Source organism: Lyngbya sp. CCY1209, from assembly GCF_055795065.1.
The window spans coordinates 1-13,968 of sequence record NZ_JAYFER010000188.1 but is presented as its reverse complement, the minus strand read 5'-3'; the positions used below and the strand labels follow the sequence as shown (position 1 = coordinate 13,968).

The 13,968-nt window shown below is 54.8% G+C and carries 16 protein-coding genes; 9 read left to right on the top strand and 7 right to left on the bottom strand.

The features are described from left to right. Window positions 1-241 precede the first annotated feature (241 nt). Both AC0QHF_RS03290 and AC0QHF_RS03285 read left to right on the top strand, forming a co-directional pair. Window positions 242-655 (top strand): DUF3119 family protein, encoded by a 414-nt coding sequence (locus AC0QHF_RS03290; protein WP_324702759.1) that lies wholly within the window; start codon window positions 242-244, stop codon window positions 653-655. A 793-nt stretch (window positions 656-1,448) separates the two neighbouring features. Further along, a complete protein-coding gene (locus AC0QHF_RS03285; protein ID WP_324702758.1) occupies window positions 1,449-2,009 on the top strand; it encodes a hypothetical protein in 561 nt (186 codons plus the stop codon). Between the two features lie 91 nt (window positions 2,010-2,100). On the opposite strand, the gene AC0QHF_RS03280 is transcribed toward AC0QHF_RS03285, so the two are convergent. Together AC0QHF_RS03280 and AC0QHF_RS03275 are read right to left on the bottom strand one after the other, a co-directional pair. Next, window positions 2,101-4,500, bottom strand: a complete 2,400-nt coding sequence (locus tag AC0QHF_RS03280; protein WP_324702757.1) for a GH116 family glycosyl hydrolase — start codon at window positions 4,498-4,500, stop codon at window positions 2,101-2,103. Window positions 4,501-4,502: 2 nt separating this feature from the next. Beyond that, entirely contained in the window at window positions 4,503-4,982 is a 480-nt protein-coding gene (locus AC0QHF_RS03275) for a GNAT family N-acetyltransferase (RefSeq protein ID WP_324702756.1), read from the bottom strand. A gap of 281 nt (window positions 4,983-5,263) precedes the next feature. On the opposite strand from AC0QHF_RS03275, the gene AC0QHF_RS03270 reads away from it, so the two are divergent. Together AC0QHF_RS03270 and AC0QHF_RS03265 are read left to right on the top strand one after the other, a co-directional pair. Then, complete coding sequence (locus AC0QHF_RS03270) at window positions 5,264-5,878, top strand: Uma2 family endonuclease (RefSeq protein WP_324702755.1); 615 nt, start codon at window positions 5,264-5,266, stop codon at window positions 5,876-5,878. Window positions 5,879-6,225: 347 nt separating this feature from the next. After that, window positions 6,226-6,354, top strand: coding sequence for a hypothetical protein (locus AC0QHF_RS03265; RefSeq protein ID WP_324702754.1), 129 nt, complete (start codon window positions 6,226-6,228; stop codon window positions 6,352-6,354). 52 nt (window positions 6,355-6,406) lie between these two features. On the opposite strand, the gene AC0QHF_RS03260 is transcribed toward AC0QHF_RS03265, so the two are convergent. The 3 genes from AC0QHF_RS03260 to AC0QHF_RS03250 form a co-directional block, all read right to left on the bottom strand. Beyond that, window positions 6,407-7,585, bottom strand: coding sequence for an LptF/LptG family permease (locus AC0QHF_RS03260; RefSeq protein WP_324702753.1), 1,179 nt, complete (start codon window positions 7,583-7,585; stop codon window positions 6,407-6,409). Further along, window positions 7,582-8,310 carry an LPS export ABC transporter ATP-binding protein gene (gene lptB / locus AC0QHF_RS03255; RefSeq protein WP_324702752.1) on the bottom strand — a complete coding sequence of 243 codons (729 nt, stop codon included), beginning with the start codon at window positions 8,308-8,310 and terminating at the stop codon, window positions 7,582-7,584. Before lptB ends, AC0QHF_RS03260 begins: the two co-directional genes overlap by 4 nt. A gap of 93 nt (window positions 8,311-8,403) precedes the next feature. Beyond that, the gene (locus AC0QHF_RS03250; RefSeq protein ID WP_324702751.1) at window positions 8,404-8,946 is read right to left on the bottom strand and encodes an LptA/OstA family protein; all 543 of its coding nucleotides are present in this window, start codon (window positions 8,944-8,946) and stop codon (window positions 8,404-8,406) included. Window positions 8,947-9,130: 184 nt separating this feature from the next. On the opposite strand from AC0QHF_RS03250, the gene AC0QHF_RS03245 reads away from it, so the two are divergent. The 3 genes from AC0QHF_RS03245 to AC0QHF_RS03235 all read left to right on the top strand — a co-directional run bounded on the left by AC0QHF_RS03245 (window position 9,131) and on the right by AC0QHF_RS03235 (window position 11,725). Then, window positions 9,131-9,445: a hypothetical protein gene (locus AC0QHF_RS03245; RefSeq protein ID WP_324702750.1), complete on the top strand. Its 315-nt coding sequence runs from the start codon at window positions 9,131-9,133 to the stop codon at window positions 9,443-9,445. 19 nt (window positions 9,446-9,464) lie between these two features. Next, window positions 9,465-10,982, top strand: coding sequence for a glycerol kinase GlpK (glpK, locus tag AC0QHF_RS03240; protein WP_324702749.1), 1,518 nt, complete (start codon window positions 9,465-9,467; stop codon window positions 10,980-10,982). Window positions 10,983-11,281: 299 nt separating this feature from the next. Then, the gene (locus tag AC0QHF_RS03235) at window positions 11,282-11,725 is read left to right on the top strand and encodes an Hsp20/alpha crystallin family protein (RefSeq protein ID WP_324702748.1); all 444 of its coding nucleotides are present in this window, start codon (window positions 11,282-11,284) and stop codon (window positions 11,723-11,725) included. Between the two features lie 313 nt (window positions 11,726-12,038). Here the strand turns inward: AC0QHF_RS03235 and AC0QHF_RS03230 are convergent, their stop codons facing one another. Both AC0QHF_RS03230 and AC0QHF_RS03225 read right to left on the bottom strand, forming a co-directional pair. Then, window positions 12,039-12,311: a type II toxin-antitoxin system HicB family antitoxin gene (locus AC0QHF_RS03230; protein WP_324702747.1), complete on the bottom strand. Its 273-nt coding sequence runs from the start codon at window positions 12,309-12,311 to the stop codon at window positions 12,039-12,041. A 25-nt stretch (window positions 12,312-12,336) separates the two neighbouring features. Next, entirely contained in the window at window positions 12,337-12,558 is a 222-nt protein-coding gene (locus AC0QHF_RS03225) for a type II toxin-antitoxin system HicB family antitoxin (RefSeq protein ID WP_324702746.1), read from the bottom strand. Between the two features lie 129 nt (window positions 12,559-12,687). On the opposite strand from AC0QHF_RS03225, the gene AC0QHF_RS03220 reads away from it, so the two are divergent. Both AC0QHF_RS03220 and AC0QHF_RS03215 read left to right on the top strand, forming a co-directional pair. Beyond that, window positions 12,688-13,542 (top strand): inositol monophosphatase family protein, encoded by an 855-nt coding sequence (locus tag AC0QHF_RS03220; protein ID WP_324702745.1) that lies wholly within the window; start codon window positions 12,688-12,690, stop codon window positions 13,540-13,542. 122 nt (window positions 13,543-13,664) lie between these two features. Then, window positions 13,665-13,862 (top strand): heavy-metal-associated domain-containing protein, encoded by a 198-nt coding sequence (locus tag AC0QHF_RS03215; protein ID WP_324702744.1) that lies wholly within the window; start codon window positions 13,665-13,667, stop codon window positions 13,860-13,862. Window positions 13,863-13,968 lie beyond the last annotated feature (106 nt).

Below are 13,968 nucleotides of genomic sequence, written 5' to 3'. Positions count from 1 at the left end.
CAATTCCCAAGCTAATAGCCAAAATCATATTCAGATGATTGGGGAATTTGTACGGATCTGACTATAAATTTGCCTCCTCTGCCTCCTCTGCCTCCTCCGCCTCCTCCGCCTCCTCCGCTTCCTCCGCCTCCATTCCCGACTCCCTAATACCGACTCCCGACTCCCGACTCCCTTCCCCCCTTCTCCCGGACGGATTTGGTAATATTTTTTAACATTGAAGTCAATCGTTAAATATAAAATCATGACAACCACTCCCACCGCCACCCCACTGCCCCAAGTGGTCGAACTGCGGCCGAGTTACGCCATTCCCCTGGTGTTGGTTCTCGGCTCGATCCCGCTGTTTCTCGTCCAAAAGTGGGTCGCCCTGCCCGTTTCCCTGTTCGGGCTGTTTCTGACCCTTCAGACAGCCACCATTCGCCTGCAATTTACCCCGACGGATTTGGATGTCTGCCGTTCCGGAAAGCTGATCCGGCGATTCCCCTATCGGGAGTGGCTGAATTGGGAGATTTTTTGGCCGCCCGTGCCGATTTTATTCTACTTTCGAGAGGTCAACAGCATCCACTTTCTGCCCGTTCTGTTCGACCCCAAAATGCTGCGTTCCTGTTTGGAAGAACGGTGCGGTTTCGCCCGAGAGTCTCCCCCGAAAGAAGGATGAAAAAGCGGCGAAGTTAAGATATTTTAACTGCAACTCGTTCAAAAATCCGGTCAAATGAACCGCGATCGCGGGCTTCACGTTTCGTAAAAAATCTCACAGAAAACCGGGAGGTTTTCTGTGAGAACATTGGGTCATTGAGATAGCTGCTCCTAGTGGAGCGAAAGTCCCCTCAACTTGAGGTAAAGTAGAATAGAATCATAGATCTTTCGAGGAAAGGAGATGCACCCCGATGCTAGAAGACCCTGACGATCGATTAACTTCCTGATGGCTTTCACTAACTCCCCTAAAAACTAGGGGCGAGTGGACGACTTTGGACACTACGGACAAGTCATATTGAACGTTTCCGATCTATCAAGGTGTGCGAGTCTATGTTGATTATTGCAGGTCGGTTTTTGAGAATTCAAGGGGTCTGTTGCAATCACCCACTTTTTTGACCGGTCGGGCGTTCTTCTCGAATACACCGCGAGAATTCACCGACCTTTCGGGAAAACCCGAGAGCCCGAAACCTCATTCTCCCGCGATTTGTTCTGTCCGCGTCCACAAGTAAAAGCCGAATATCCTTTTGCCCCGCCGCAGCGATCGCGATCGCCATTGATGAACGGGTCCGACAGCCTACGGCTGATAAACTTGAGTGAATCGGGATCGCCTGCCAGCATCCGGCAAAATGGATTGACATTCCATCACGGTCGCCTTTCCGGAAGGCTGACGCTTTCTCTCCGCGAGGGTCAAGTGCTTCAGAATGAGCAGTTTTGACCCGGATTTTACAACCGACGTAATTTAACCAACCGATTAGATGGACACGAACAAACGACGGGAATCGACTCACACTCTGGTTAGGCGGCAGGCGACGCCGAAAGAACGAGAGTTGATCCATTTGCTGGCCAACCTCGGCTGTTCCCAAGCCAGATACGGCCTCAAACACGCCACCAGTAAAGGAGTGGCCTCCCCCGAAGATAGACTCCGCCTCGCCGAGTGGCACTTCCTCCGACTGCAACAAATTCGCCGAATCGAACGCAGTCTGGCGCCGGTCGCCACCCTGAAGCGGGTCTACTTCAAAACTGCCCTGAGTCCCCGCAGCCTGAAATCCCTGAAACTGGTCTGGACCGAAGGGGACAAAACCCGGGTCAAACGAGTCGATCCCGAATTGGACGAAATCCTCAGCGATGCCTTGGACAGAGGAGACACCCTAAAGCAGATCTTTTACATCGTCGAGATCGAAGCCCGACTCTTCGCCTCCACCCCCGACGGCGGCAAAGTCCCCCTGTGGGTGAAGGAGTGGGAAGATTCCGGCTACGAGATCAATTTCTTTCCGCCTTCCTTCCCGCAGTGGGCGAATATTACCGATCGCGGGTAGTTGGGGAATAGGAAATGGGGAATAGGGAATGGGGAATGGGGTAAATTCAAAAATTTTTTCTTCTGCCCTCGCTTTCCTTTCCTCATTATTTCTATGAGGTGCACGCGGCGCCATACATGGCCCAAATCGCCATCGCCCGCAGGTAGTGGCTGGCCCGGAATGTACCCGCCGCCGTGATCGCCTCGGGGGTGCGAAACTGGAGTCCGTTGTCGTAGACTTGGCGGACCACCGCTTCGGCGAGTTGGAACGCCTCGTTTTTCATCCCCATTTGGATCATGAACGCCCCCAGGCCGAAATTGATCCCCGTCCACACCTCCAAGGGGTGGGTGTCGTCCGGATTTTCCGCTTCTCCGGTCGGTTTCACGCCGTTGGCGGCTCCGAATCTGCCGTCATGAAAATTTTTGAAACAGGACTCGTAAACCGTTCTCAGGGCTGTGAGCGCCCGATCGCGGGACACGATATCCGGCAAGTTGAGCAGGGCCGCGTAAAATTGGCCGCAGAGTTGGTCCGCCATCACCACATCCGAACCGCTTTCGCTGTCGAGGCAATAATAACTGCCATTCCACAGCTTTTCCTCATAAATAGGTTGGGCTAATTCCAGCCAATTTTGATAGGTGGCGATCGCATCTTTGGGGTTTGGGGTGATCTCCTCCGATTCCGATGCCAAAATTTTCCCGATCGCGATCGCGGCTTCCAACGCCGCCAACCACAACCCGCCGCAGTAGGCACTCACCCCCCGCAACCGCCAATCATCGAAGGTCTGATCCGGCGCCCCGCCATTTTCCGGGATGCCGTCCCCGTCGCGATCGAACGTTTTCAAATAGGCGAGAGTTTCCACGATTGCCGGCCAACAGTCCCGCAAAAATTCCAGATTGTCATCCCCCGCCAACTGATAATCCCGATACACCTGCAACACAAAATCGCAGGGCAGATCCTTCCACAAATTGCAGTCCTGATAGCTGGTGTAATTCGTCTTTTCCCAGGGATGTTCGTTGGGCGCCCCGAGGTCGTGGGGAGTCGCCCCGGCGGCTTTGCGGATGGCTTCGGCCTGATTGTAGCCGATAATTCGGGGGGTATGATCTCTAGTTGCGATCGCCCTCGCGAAGGTCCGCAGCACCGATTTTTCCAACTCCGGCCACAGCATCAACAGGGCGAAAGACCCGTACAGCCGCACGTCCAGACTCTCATACCAACGATAATCCAGACATTCCAACACCGCAAATCGACCGATGGGCTGTTCCTCGTCCGCCGCCGTCCACAGCGTCCCCCCGGCGGTGAGGACGTACAATTCGTTGAATAACGCCATTTTGAACCACGGGGGCAAATCGTCGCGATCGCGGATCGGTTTTTGCCAAGCCTCGATATTCTCCAGCCAAGTATCCGAATGCTTCATCGCCGTCCGGATCATCGACCAGGCATTTCGGCCCGTCCGCCCGAAAAAGTCGGTGTAGCGGCGGTAGTAGCTGACCCCCCGTTCAAACTCGGTGATGGGTAGATCCCAGGCGATAAAAAACGGGATTTTGCGGGTTTTTCCCGGCCGCAGCATCACCCGAACCGCCAACGCCACGCCACTCCGTTCCCCTTCTCTGGCGGGTTGTTCGTCTTCCTCATCCAGCAGGGTCCCGTCCTTGGCGAAATACTCCCAAACGTCGGCCCCCGTGCCTTTGGGGTTCCAGCGGGTTTGGTAATACACCTCGACGGCGGGGTTGGTGATGGTGGCGATCGCGATCTGGCCGTCGCCTTCCCCCACCTCGTCATCCACATTCAAACGACTCATCACGCAACCGACGCGGTGGAAATCCTCCACCAGGCGATTATAATTTCCGAGGGAATCCCCCCATTTGGGTCGATAGTCGTAAACGGGACTGCCATCGTCCCGAACCGTGACCGGCGGGGTGTCCAAAGCGTTGGTGAACCAGCCCACGGTATTTTCCCAGGTCAGCATGATGCTGATGGTCATTAACTTGTCGGTGGGGTTGTGGGCGACCCATTCAAAAACGGCGATCGGATAGCTGGTTTCTTGATAATTGCCCGCCCAAACCGGGGAGAATTGTTCGCAGGTTAATTGAGTTTGAAAGATATTTTCATAGACGAACCAACTGCGGGGATAGAGGGCGTGATAGGTTCCGGTGGAGGTGGTTTCCGTCGAGGCGGGATACCAATTCCAGGCGGATAAACTGCCGTCCGAGGGCGGTTCCGTACAGAGGGCGTAGGCCTGACGTCCGGCTTCCGTCTCCTCGAATACGCTGAATTGACAGCCCGGGAGGGTGCGAAAAACGTGCTCGCCGCCGTCGAGATGCCAGAGGTTGAAGTCCCCGCGATGCGATCGGCCGATGCAACCCGCCCCGAACCCGCCCAAGGGCATCCCGTGCCAGGGGCCATCGTCCAAATTGCTGGCGTAGCGGACGGTATAGGGGTTTTCCCATCCCAGTCCGATGGGACGGTTCCAGGTGTGGGGCGGGATGTGGTTGGTGGGTGCTGGGTATTTCATGGCTATTGATTGTATCGCTTCATCCGCACGAAGGTACAGGGATAGCCGGAGACGGTATTCTCGAAGGCTTCGACTTTGCGAAACCCGAATTTTTCGTAGAAGCCGATCGCGTTTCGGTTCCCCGCCATCACAATCGTCCAGGTGGGGGAACCGATGAGGTTGATCGCCAACTGTAGCAGGCGCCCGCCGATGCCGCGACCCTGGTAGTCGGGATCGATGTAGAGGAGGATGATGTAGCGCTCATAGAGCGCCATGATGCCGACGACTTTTTTGCCCTCGCAGGCGACGAACTTGCGGCAGAGGGGAAATAGCTTGGCGATGTGGGGATTTTTGGCGAGGGGTCGCATCCCCCGGAGGTCGCAGGACCCCTGGAATTCGGCGGGTTGGGCGCGATCGTGGACCCGACAGACCCCTTCCCAATCGCGATCGCGGTAGGGGCGAATGGTGATGGTTGGGAGGGTGCGATCGGATGTGGGGGTCATGGACATTGGGGGGTCGGGATTCTCATATTTATTTTACGGGGAAATGGCGAATTTTCTATTTTGTGACCCCCGCCACTGATCAGAAACCGGGTTTCTACCCGAGTTGACGGGTTCTCCCGCGATCGCTTCAAAGAAACCCGGTTTCTACTCCTCACCAGTCGCTTCTAAATTGTGTAAGTTGGGTTCGCACCTCAACCCAACGGAAAAACTATCGGATAAAATGGGTTCATTAATGGGTCGGATCGTCCCTTGGAAAATTCTCTAGGATAGAAGAGGTTACGATGGTACGGACAAATACCAAACCGGAAACCGAAACTTTATCGCTCAATTTGCCGAAAAAAATTCGACTCCATGTCACCCAAGAACAGTTTACCGACCTGGCTTCAACCAATCCCGAATTGAGATTAGAAAGAACCGCGAAAGGAGAGTTAATTGTGAATCCGCCGACGGGTTGGGAAACGGGAAAACGCAATAGCAGGATTTCGGGAGAGTTGTATCTCTGGTGGCGAAATGCGGGGGAACCGGGGGAGGTTTTTGAATCCTCGACGGGGTTTATTTTACCCAATGGTGCGACTCGCGCCCCCGATGCGTCTTGGATTAGTCCGGAACGTTGGGATGCACTCACACCGGAACAAAAGGGAACCTTCGCGAATATCTGTCCGGATTTCGTGGTGGAGTTGCGATCGGATTCGGATACGCTAAAATCGCTGCAAGAAAAAATGCGGGAGTATGTGGATAATGGGGCGAAATTGGGTTGGTTAATCGATCCGCAAAATCGAACGGCGGAAATTTATCGGCCGGGGTTGGAGGTGGAGGTGTTGTCAAGTCCCGCCGAGGTATCCGGTGAAGACGTTTTGCCCGGTTTCGTGTTGGATTTGCGTCGAGTTTGGAGTTGAAATGCGATCGGGTTTGTCCCGCCATTGACAAGAATAGCAGTTCGTTTCAGAAACCGAAAAGACTCAACTTGACTCCCCTCGCCCAGAATTGGGAGAGGGGCTGGGGGTGAGGGCTTTACGAGTATCTCAAGCCCCCTAAATCCCCCAACTTTGGGGGACTTTTATTCTCCCCTCGCCCAGAATTGGGAGAGGGGCTGGGGGTGAGGGCCGGATCTCAAAGTCCCCCTTTTGAAGGGGGATTTAGGGGGATCGTCCGTCAATTTAAAGAGTCGGAGAATCCCCCCTAACCCCCCTTGGAAAAAGGGGGGAAAAGAGTATATCACTGGGGCAGCAAGTTTTTACCGAAAGTGATTCGAGGGAAAAAGAAAACCTCGCCGGGACAGATAAAATTGCCCTGGAATCCCCCCGATGTGGAAAACGCGGAGGTGGCGGCAGTGGCGGAAAAGTTTGTGAAAGCCAACTGCTACATGAGTTAGTTGAATGAATCACTCCTGAAATGCTCTGGGAGCGTATGACGCCCCCACAATTTCACTCCGAAGTCCGGTACAGGAAAAAACCGGCGACGCCCAAACCCAACAGGGTGGGAAGCCAAGCCGCCATGAACGGACTGAGGATGGCTTTCTGACCCATCGCGCCGGTGATAAAGGAGAGTAAATAATAGGCGAAAATGATCATGACGCTGACGCCGAAACTGGTGGCGCGGTTGGTGCGGCCGGGGCGGGAACCGAGGGAGGCGCCGAGGAGTCCGAACACCACGCAGACGAAGGGGAGGGCGTACTTTTGTTGGATGCGGACTTGGGTTTTGATCACCTTCTTTTGGTCGCCGCTCATCTTCATCAATTGCAGGTATTCTTGGGTTTGGGCGATGTTCATTTCGCCGTATTCGCGATCGTCGGATGCCAAATCTAAGGGGGCGCGAGAGAGGTGCAATTCCTTGTGGTCGAAGCGGGCGATGTTGCGATAAGACCCGTCCGGATCGACGAGATAAACGGTGCCTTCGTAGAAATCCCAGGTGGTTTGGGTGGGGTTCCAAACGGCGCTTTCTGAGGAGATAATTTGGGTGATGCCTTCTCGGGAGCGATCGAGGATTGTGACGCCCTGCATTTCGCCGTTCTCGAATTCTTCCGCGTAGAATAGCCGCACCAAAACGTTGACTTTTTTATCGGAATCTGGGAGGCGTACCCGCTGATATTCGGGGTAAAAAATATTATGTTCTCGGATAGGGATTTCGTCTTGGTTGAGGGCTCTTTCTAAGGTGTATGAGGCGCGATAGTTGGCGGCGGGGACGATCAGTTCGTTGAAGGCGAAGGTGAGCCCGGTGACGAAGAAGCTGAAAATGACGGCGGGAATGACGAGGCGGTAAATGCTGATCCCGCAACTGCGGAGGGCGATCAATTCGCTGTCGCTGGACAGGCGCCCGTACACCATCAGGGTGGTTAAAATCATCGACATCGGGAAGGCGAGGACGATGAAATCGGGCATTTTCAGCAGGAAGACTTGAAAGGCAATGCCCACCGGAAGGCCGGATTCGGCGACTTTTCGCACCAGTTCAAAGACGGTGCCGACGGTGACGGCAACGGAGGTGAACAATCCTACGCCAAAGAGAAAGGGGGGGATCAGTTCTTGGATGATGTACCGATCCAGGACTGATAAATTGGGGAGTCGAAATGAGGCAGAATTTAGAGATTTTGAAACCGATAATTTCATAACTGGAAATTGTCACCGAGATAATACTGTCGCACTAGGGGATTATTGTAGAGTTCTTCGGCTACGCCAGAGGCAAAAATTTGTCCGTCCCGCATGATGTAGGCGCGATCGGTGATCGCCAGGGTTTCGCGGACGTTGTGATCGGTGATCAGGATGCCCATGTTGCGATCGCGCAAAGAAGCCACGATCGCCTGCATCTCCGACACCGCGATGGGATCGACCCCGGCGAAGGGTTCGTCCAGCAGCAAAAAGTGGGGGGGTTCGGGTCCCGATGCCAGGGCGCGGGCCAGTTCCGTCCGCCGCCGCTCCCCCCCGGACACCTGGATGCCCAAGTTGCAGGCGACTTTTTCCAGGCGGAAATCCCGCAACAGGCTGTCGAGCCGGTGTTCCCACAGGGGGCGGGGGACGCGGGTTTGTTGCAGGATCAGCAGGATGTTATCCCGGACGCTGAGATGGCGGAAAATGCTGGCTTCCTGGGCGAGATAGCCGATGCCGAGTCGGGCCCGCCTGTGCATCGGCAAGTCGGTGATATCGCGATCGTCGAGGTAGACGCTCCCCTGGGTGGGTTTTTCCAATCCCGTGGCGATGTAGAAGGTGGTGGTCTTCCCGGCGCCGTTGGGACCGAGGAGGCCGACGATTTCTCCCTGGGCGATCGCTAGGTTCACCCGACTGACGACGGTGCGCTTTCCATAGGTTTTGTGAATGTTCTCCAGCACAATTCTCATCGCCGTTCAGCAGGATTCCACAAGTTGACTGACTCTCCAGGGTAGCACGTCGGTTCGATCGCCATTCCTGCCGAATCCTTTCAAATTCTCCGATTACTGAGCCTGACTCGACGGAGAACTCAAGGGATTTTTGAAGGCGGGTTTGGGGTTGAAGGGCTCGGTGTCCGCAGTTTTGGGGCCGGCCGTGTCGTCGGGGACCAGATAAATGGACTCCACCTGTCCGCCGCCTTCGGGGGTGGCGATGAACCGCCCCTCGTCGATGAGATAGGTGACGGTTTCTCCCCTGATGCTGTTTCCCTCCTGCAAAACGAAGACGTCGCCGCTGAGGACGATGCGGCGCTCCCGGCTGAAGTATTGGGCCTGGGCCGCGGTGGCCTGGATGTTGCGGGCGGGGTAGTCAATTTGCACGTTGCCTCTAGCCGTGACAATCCCCGTGTTGGCGTCGGCTTCCTGGATGTCGGAGCGGACGGTCATGGCGCGGCCGGGGGCTTGGGGGGTGGCGGCGGCAGTCTGGGCGCGACTCGGGGAGGGGGCGAAGACTGCTTCGGTGAAAATGACGGTGGCGAAGGCGATCGCGATCGCCGGAATCAGCGCCAGTTGGGAGAGCGGTCGGTTGGGCAGTCGGTCAGTGAGCATGATGGCGTATGCAAATGGCGAGTGACGACAATGAAAATCTTTGAGAGGCTCTGTGTGCCTTTATTTTATCTCCATACGGAAAAGATGCAGGACTGGGGCGGAGGGGGCTCCAGGGGCTCCAGGGGCAGAGGAGGCAGAGGAGGAAAGTTTTGATCAGATCTGTAAACTCCCCAATCATCTTCAGATGATTTTTGCTATTAGCTTGGGAATTGATTCCCAAGCGGTGCAGATGTTCAACCTGTTTCTCCGCTCCCTCCGCTTCCTCCGCTCCCTCCGCTTCCTCCGCTCCCTCCGCTTCCTCCGCTTCCTCCGCTCCCTCCGCTCCCTCCGCTCCCTCCGCTTCCTCCGCTCCCTCCGCTCCCCCACACCCCATTCGGGCAGGCACAGAGGCACTGCCCCCACGGCGGGAGGAAAGATGTCACAAATTGGTAAGAAACGGCGCGATCGCACGCCGGCTTTGGTATATCTGGAAACAGACCCGCATCTATTCTTGTTGTAAGTTTTCAGAATAATTAATCATGACGACACCAAACGCTCAATATATCCTGGCGCTTGACCTGGGTACGACAGGCAATCGGGCGATTCTGTTTAATGCCGAAGGTTCGATTGCGGGTCAAGCTTACAAGGAACTCAAACAACATTACCCCAAACCGGGTTGGCTGGAACACGACCCCAACGAGATTTGGGAAGATCTCTACGAGATGATGCAGCGGGTGTTCCGGGATACGGGCATTTCCCCCACCCAGGTCCAGGCGATCGGGCTGACGGTGCAGCGGGAAACCTGTATGTTGTGGGACAAAACCACCGGGGAACCCCTCCACAATGCGATCGTCTGGCAGGACCGGCGCACGGCCCCCATGTGCCGGGAATTGGCCGGACAGGGAAAAGCCGAGATGATTCAGGAACGGACGGGACTGGTCCTCGACGCCTATTTTTCGGCGACGAAGTTGTCCTGGTTGATGGATTGGGTGAAGCGGGAAAAACCCGATGTCAACTGGGATAACGTTTTGGCGGGGACGGTGGACACTTGGACGCTGTGGAAGCTGACGGGGGGCAAGGTTCACGCCACGGACCACAGCAACGCCAGCCGCACCATGTTGATGAATTTGGATCGGGGGGACTGGAGCCCGGATCTGCTGAAACTGTTCGACATTCCGGCTTCCATGATGCCCGAAATCAAGCCCAGTATGGGGCTGTTCGGGAAGACGGACCCGAATCTGTTCGGGGTGGGAATTCCCATCACCGCCATTTTTGGGGACCAGCAGGCGGCCCTGTTCGCCCACGGGTGCGCGGAACCGGGGATGCTCAAATGTACCTACGGGACGGGGTGTTTCCTAATTTCGCAGATGGGGGACCAACTGACGCGATCGCACAATCAACTCCTCTCGACGGTGGCCTGGACGTGGGACGGCAACGGGGGTCCGATGAAGGCCAACTACGCCCTCGAAGGCGCCATGTTCACCACGGGGGCCTGCATCCAGTGGTTGCGGGACGGCATTAAACTGATCGACTCGGCGGGGGAAACGGACGGGTTGTGCCGCCAGGTGCCGGACACCAACGGAGTCTATTTCGTCCCGGCCCTCAGCGGTTTGGGGGCGCCCCACTGGGACATGAGCGCCCGGGGTTCTTTTATGGGGATTACCGGCGGCGTGCGACGGGAGCACATGGTGCGGGCCGTTTTGGAGTCCATCGCCTACCAGGTGCACGAGGTGGTTGAGGCGATGAATAAGGATTGTGATACGTCTATTTCCCTGCTGAAGGTGGACGGCGGCGCCTCCCGGAATAATTTCCTGATGCAGTTCCAGGCGGACTTGCTGGGGATTCCGGTGGAACGTCCGGCGATTTTGGACGCGACGGCCCAGGGGGCGGCGTTCGGCGCGGGTTTGGCGATCGGGTTTTGGGACAGTTACGACGATTTGATCGGACGGCGAAAGGTTGATCGCGTGTTTGAACCGGGAGAGGGGACACAACAGGCTCGGGATAATTTTGAAATGTGGCAAAAGGCGATCGCCCGGGCGAAAGACTGGGTGGATTGATCTGATATCCGGGATATCCGGTTAACCGAATAACGGTCGGTCGGGCGGCGATCGCGGAAGGCAGCTTCAAACCCTCCCAATTCTGCCGGTTTTTGCGGTTCCGAACCCGACCGACATTCCTTTTTAAGGTCGGTATCCCGAATTTAATCTCTCCCCCGACTCCCGATTCTCGACTCCCGACTCCCCCCACAAAAGTACGGTGTTTTGGATGGTTTGGTTCGCAAAACCGAACGGCGATCTTCTGGCGGAAAGCTTACACTTAAAACATGAAAGTTGAAGCTAATCAGGAGATGAGAGATATGTCTATCGTTCGTTGGCAACCCTTTAATGAAATCGATACGTTACAGCGGGAATTCAACCAGCTATTCGACCAATTTATCACCCCCACCGTCCGGGACAATAGCCGGGGGTTGGCGTTCGTTCCCCCCGCCGAATTGAGCGAAACAGAGGACGGCTACGAACTGCGGTTGGAAGTGCCCGGAATGGATGCAAAGGACATCGAGATTGAGGTGACTGCCGAGGCGATTTCCATCGGCGGCGATCGCAAATCGGAAACCAAAACGGAGGAGAACGGTAAAACTCGCACGGAGTTCCGTTACGGCCAATTCCGGCGCGTGATTCCCCTCCCCGGCCGCATCAAAAACTCGGAAGTCAAAGCCGAATATAAAGACGGTATTCTCAATGTAATGCTTCCCAAAGCCGAGGAAGAAAAGAATAAGGTCGTCAAAGTTGAAATCGGCTAAATTGTGCGATCGTAGTTAATTAGAAACCGGGTTTCTCGGATGGTTTGGAGAAACCCGGTTTCTCAATGGTAAGCTGAGGAACACATCGGAGCTGGTGACAATCGTCTATAAATCAACCCACTCTTCAAACGAAATGGAGCGATCGACAATTTCCTCGACTTCTCGAATCATCATCCGCAATTGAGCTACAGAATACTCATTGTTAGAGGGGATGGTTAATCGATTGTCATTGAAGACCATAAATTGATGTCGAGTTCCAGAAAAAGGCCCGTCAAATCCTAGCCGTCGCAATTTTTTGATAAAATCCCGACGTTTACAGGGTGTCCACCGGCTCACGAATCGGCTCCTCGTTGAGATTGATGTCGTCAATAATTGGCAGGGAGTGACCGAGTTTCAGCCCCAACAGAATCCAATCTTCTAGAGTCGATCGCAACTCATTTTCACACTGCCGCAGCGTGTTTTCAAATGCGATAACGCCTTTGCAGGCAGGAATTTTGCCGACGAAAGTACCGTCCTCAAGCTTGTCGTAAATGGCTTGATACAGAGCCGCCTCTATATATTGGCTTAAAATATAATTGACGCTCATCAGCGAACCTCTTTACCTTGTTATTTTAGCTCAAATTATTTTGGATTGACCTTGCCGGAGATGGCGGTGAACCGGGGCGAATTTCTTCTCGGGGACATTCTTCAAGATAAAGCCGAGTCGCCCCTTTGAGATTGGCGATCGCTTCCTCTATGGTTTCCCCTTGATCGACCGTTCCGACTTCCGGACACTCCGCCACATACAGATCATCTTCTTTATAAATGATGGCAGTCAATGTTTTTGTTTTCATGGGAAATTTGAGGTCGATTGTTAAATTGATTCGATTATAGCATCGTTCATGCAACATCTCCCTTGTCAGATGTGCGAGAAAGTGGTTTTATACAATCAGACCGATCGCCCTCTATCAACCATCCGAACCATGTCCACACCATCGCCCAGACAAATCTTAGAAACCCTGCTGCCCCCCTTGCGGGCCGCGGCGGCTTACGCCCGTTTCATCCAACCCAAAATTACTGCCCTCCCCGTCAAGGAAGGCGATAATTTTTTTGCCCAAGCCCTCAGCGATGCCGACTTGTCGATTCAAAATTTTGTGGAAGTGGTGCTGCTGGGCACATTTCCGGATATCCGTTTTTATGGAGAAGAACTCGATCGCTCTCCCAATACCAAATATTTTCGCAGCACCGAACTCGGCCCCCCCGGCGATTACCTCGTCACCCTGGACCCCATCGACGGGACCAAATTTTATCTCGACGGACACTCCAACTATCAGATTTTGTTGGGGGTTTTGAACGCGGATGAATTTGAAGCCGCCCTGGCGATTTCTCCCGGCGAGAATACCTATTTTTACGCCTTCCGGGGAGAGGGGGTTTTTAAAGGTGCGCTGAATGTGGATTTCGACCAATGTACGCCCTTAAAAATTCAACCTTTAAAGTCCGCCGTCCTGTTGGGTGTCGGGATGAGTCACCTCAAGTCCCGTCTGGGCGATCGCTACACCGCCGTCGATGTGGAAATGGACTATTCCAGCGATCGCCAAATCCCCAATATAAACGGGATGTTCGGCGGCGACCTGTGCGGGGCGGCGATTCGGGCGGGTAAGTTTATCGACGGGGCGTTATTGGCGTTTATGGCAAAAGAAGCCGGCTGCATCGTCACCACCTCGGACGGTTCGCCCCTCCCTCCCCTCCACGCCTGCGAGGATTACAGCCGGCCCGGATTGATCGTGGCGGCATCGGAAGCGATTCACCGGGATTTACTCGCCGCCTGTGGGGGTTAAAATCGTGTAGCACGGGCATCTTGCCTGTACGATGCGGATGCCAATTTAAAATTAAATGCGATCGGTTCCGCACGAAATCCATTTTTCCTGCAAGATAAAAGAAACTCGACTCACGGAGGATTATGACCATACAACTGAAAGTTCCCTCGATGGTCTGTGACGCCTGCGCCAACAGCGTCACCAAAGCCATTCACAACGTTGACGGCAACGCCGATGTCAATGTGGATTTGAATACAAAATTGGTCAGCATTGACGGCAATGCTTCCGAGGAGGACATCCGCGCCGCGATCGCCAAAGCCGGACACACCACCGAATCTTAATTGGTGCGATCGCATTTTTTGAGGAAATGGGCAAGCGCAGAGGCTTGCCCCTACAGCTTTTTTTCATTCATTTGGGCAAGCGCAGAGGCTTGCCCCTACAGCTTTT

What these genes read in the sequence shown, in the direction of transcription:
- AC0QHF_RS03290 (WP_324702759.1), top strand. Translation starts at nt 242, where the DNA reads ATGACAACCACTCCCACCGCCACCCCACTGCCCCAAGTGGTCGAACTG.
- AC0QHF_RS03285 (WP_324702758.1), top strand. Translation starts at nt 1,449, where the DNA reads ATGGACACGAACAAACGACGGGAATCGACTCACACTCTGGTTAGGCGG.
- AC0QHF_RS03280 (WP_324702757.1), bottom strand. Translation starts at nt 4,500, where the DNA reads ATGAAATACCCAGCACCCACCAACCACATCCCGCCCCACACCTGGAAC.
- AC0QHF_RS03275 (WP_324702756.1), bottom strand. Translation starts at nt 4,982, where the DNA reads ATGACCCCCACATCCGATCGCACCCTCCCAACCATCACCATTCGCCCC.
- AC0QHF_RS03270 (WP_324702755.1), top strand. Translation starts at nt 5,264, where the DNA reads ATGGTACGGACAAATACCAAACCGGAAACCGAAACTTTATCGCTCAAT.
- AC0QHF_RS03260 (WP_324702753.1), bottom strand. Translation starts at nt 7,585, where the DNA reads ATGAAATTATCGGTTTCAAAATCTCTAAATTCTGCCTCATTTCGACTC.
- lptB (WP_324702752.1), bottom strand. Translation starts at nt 8,310, where the DNA reads ATGAGAATTGTGCTGGAGAACATTCACAAAACCTATGGAAAGCGCACC.
- AC0QHF_RS03250 (WP_324702751.1), bottom strand. Translation starts at nt 8,946, where the DNA reads ATGCTCACTGACCGACTGCCCAACCGACCGCTCTCCCAACTGGCGCTG.
- AC0QHF_RS03245 (WP_324702750.1), top strand. Translation starts at nt 9,131, where the DNA reads ATGATTTTTGCTATTAGCTTGGGAATTGATTCCCAAGCGGTGCAGATG.
- glpK (WP_324702749.1), top strand. Translation starts at nt 9,465, where the DNA reads ATGACGACACCAAACGCTCAATATATCCTGGCGCTTGACCTGGGTACG.
- AC0QHF_RS03235 (WP_324702748.1), top strand. Translation starts at nt 11,282, where the DNA reads ATGTCTATCGTTCGTTGGCAACCCTTTAATGAAATCGATACGTTACAG.
- AC0QHF_RS03230 (WP_324702747.1), bottom strand. Translation starts at nt 12,311, where the DNA reads ATGAGCGTCAATTATATTTTAAGCCAATATATAGAGGCGGCTCTGTAT.
- AC0QHF_RS03225 (WP_324702746.1), bottom strand. Translation starts at nt 12,558, where the DNA reads ATGAAAACAAAAACATTGACTGCCATCATTTATAAAGAAGATGATCTG.
- AC0QHF_RS03220 (WP_324702745.1), top strand. Translation starts at nt 12,688, where the DNA reads ATGTCCACACCATCGCCCAGACAAATCTTAGAAACCCTGCTGCCCCCC.
- AC0QHF_RS03215 (WP_324702744.1), top strand. Translation starts at nt 13,665, where the DNA reads ATGACCATACAACTGAAAGTTCCCTCGATGGTCTGTGACGCCTGCGCC.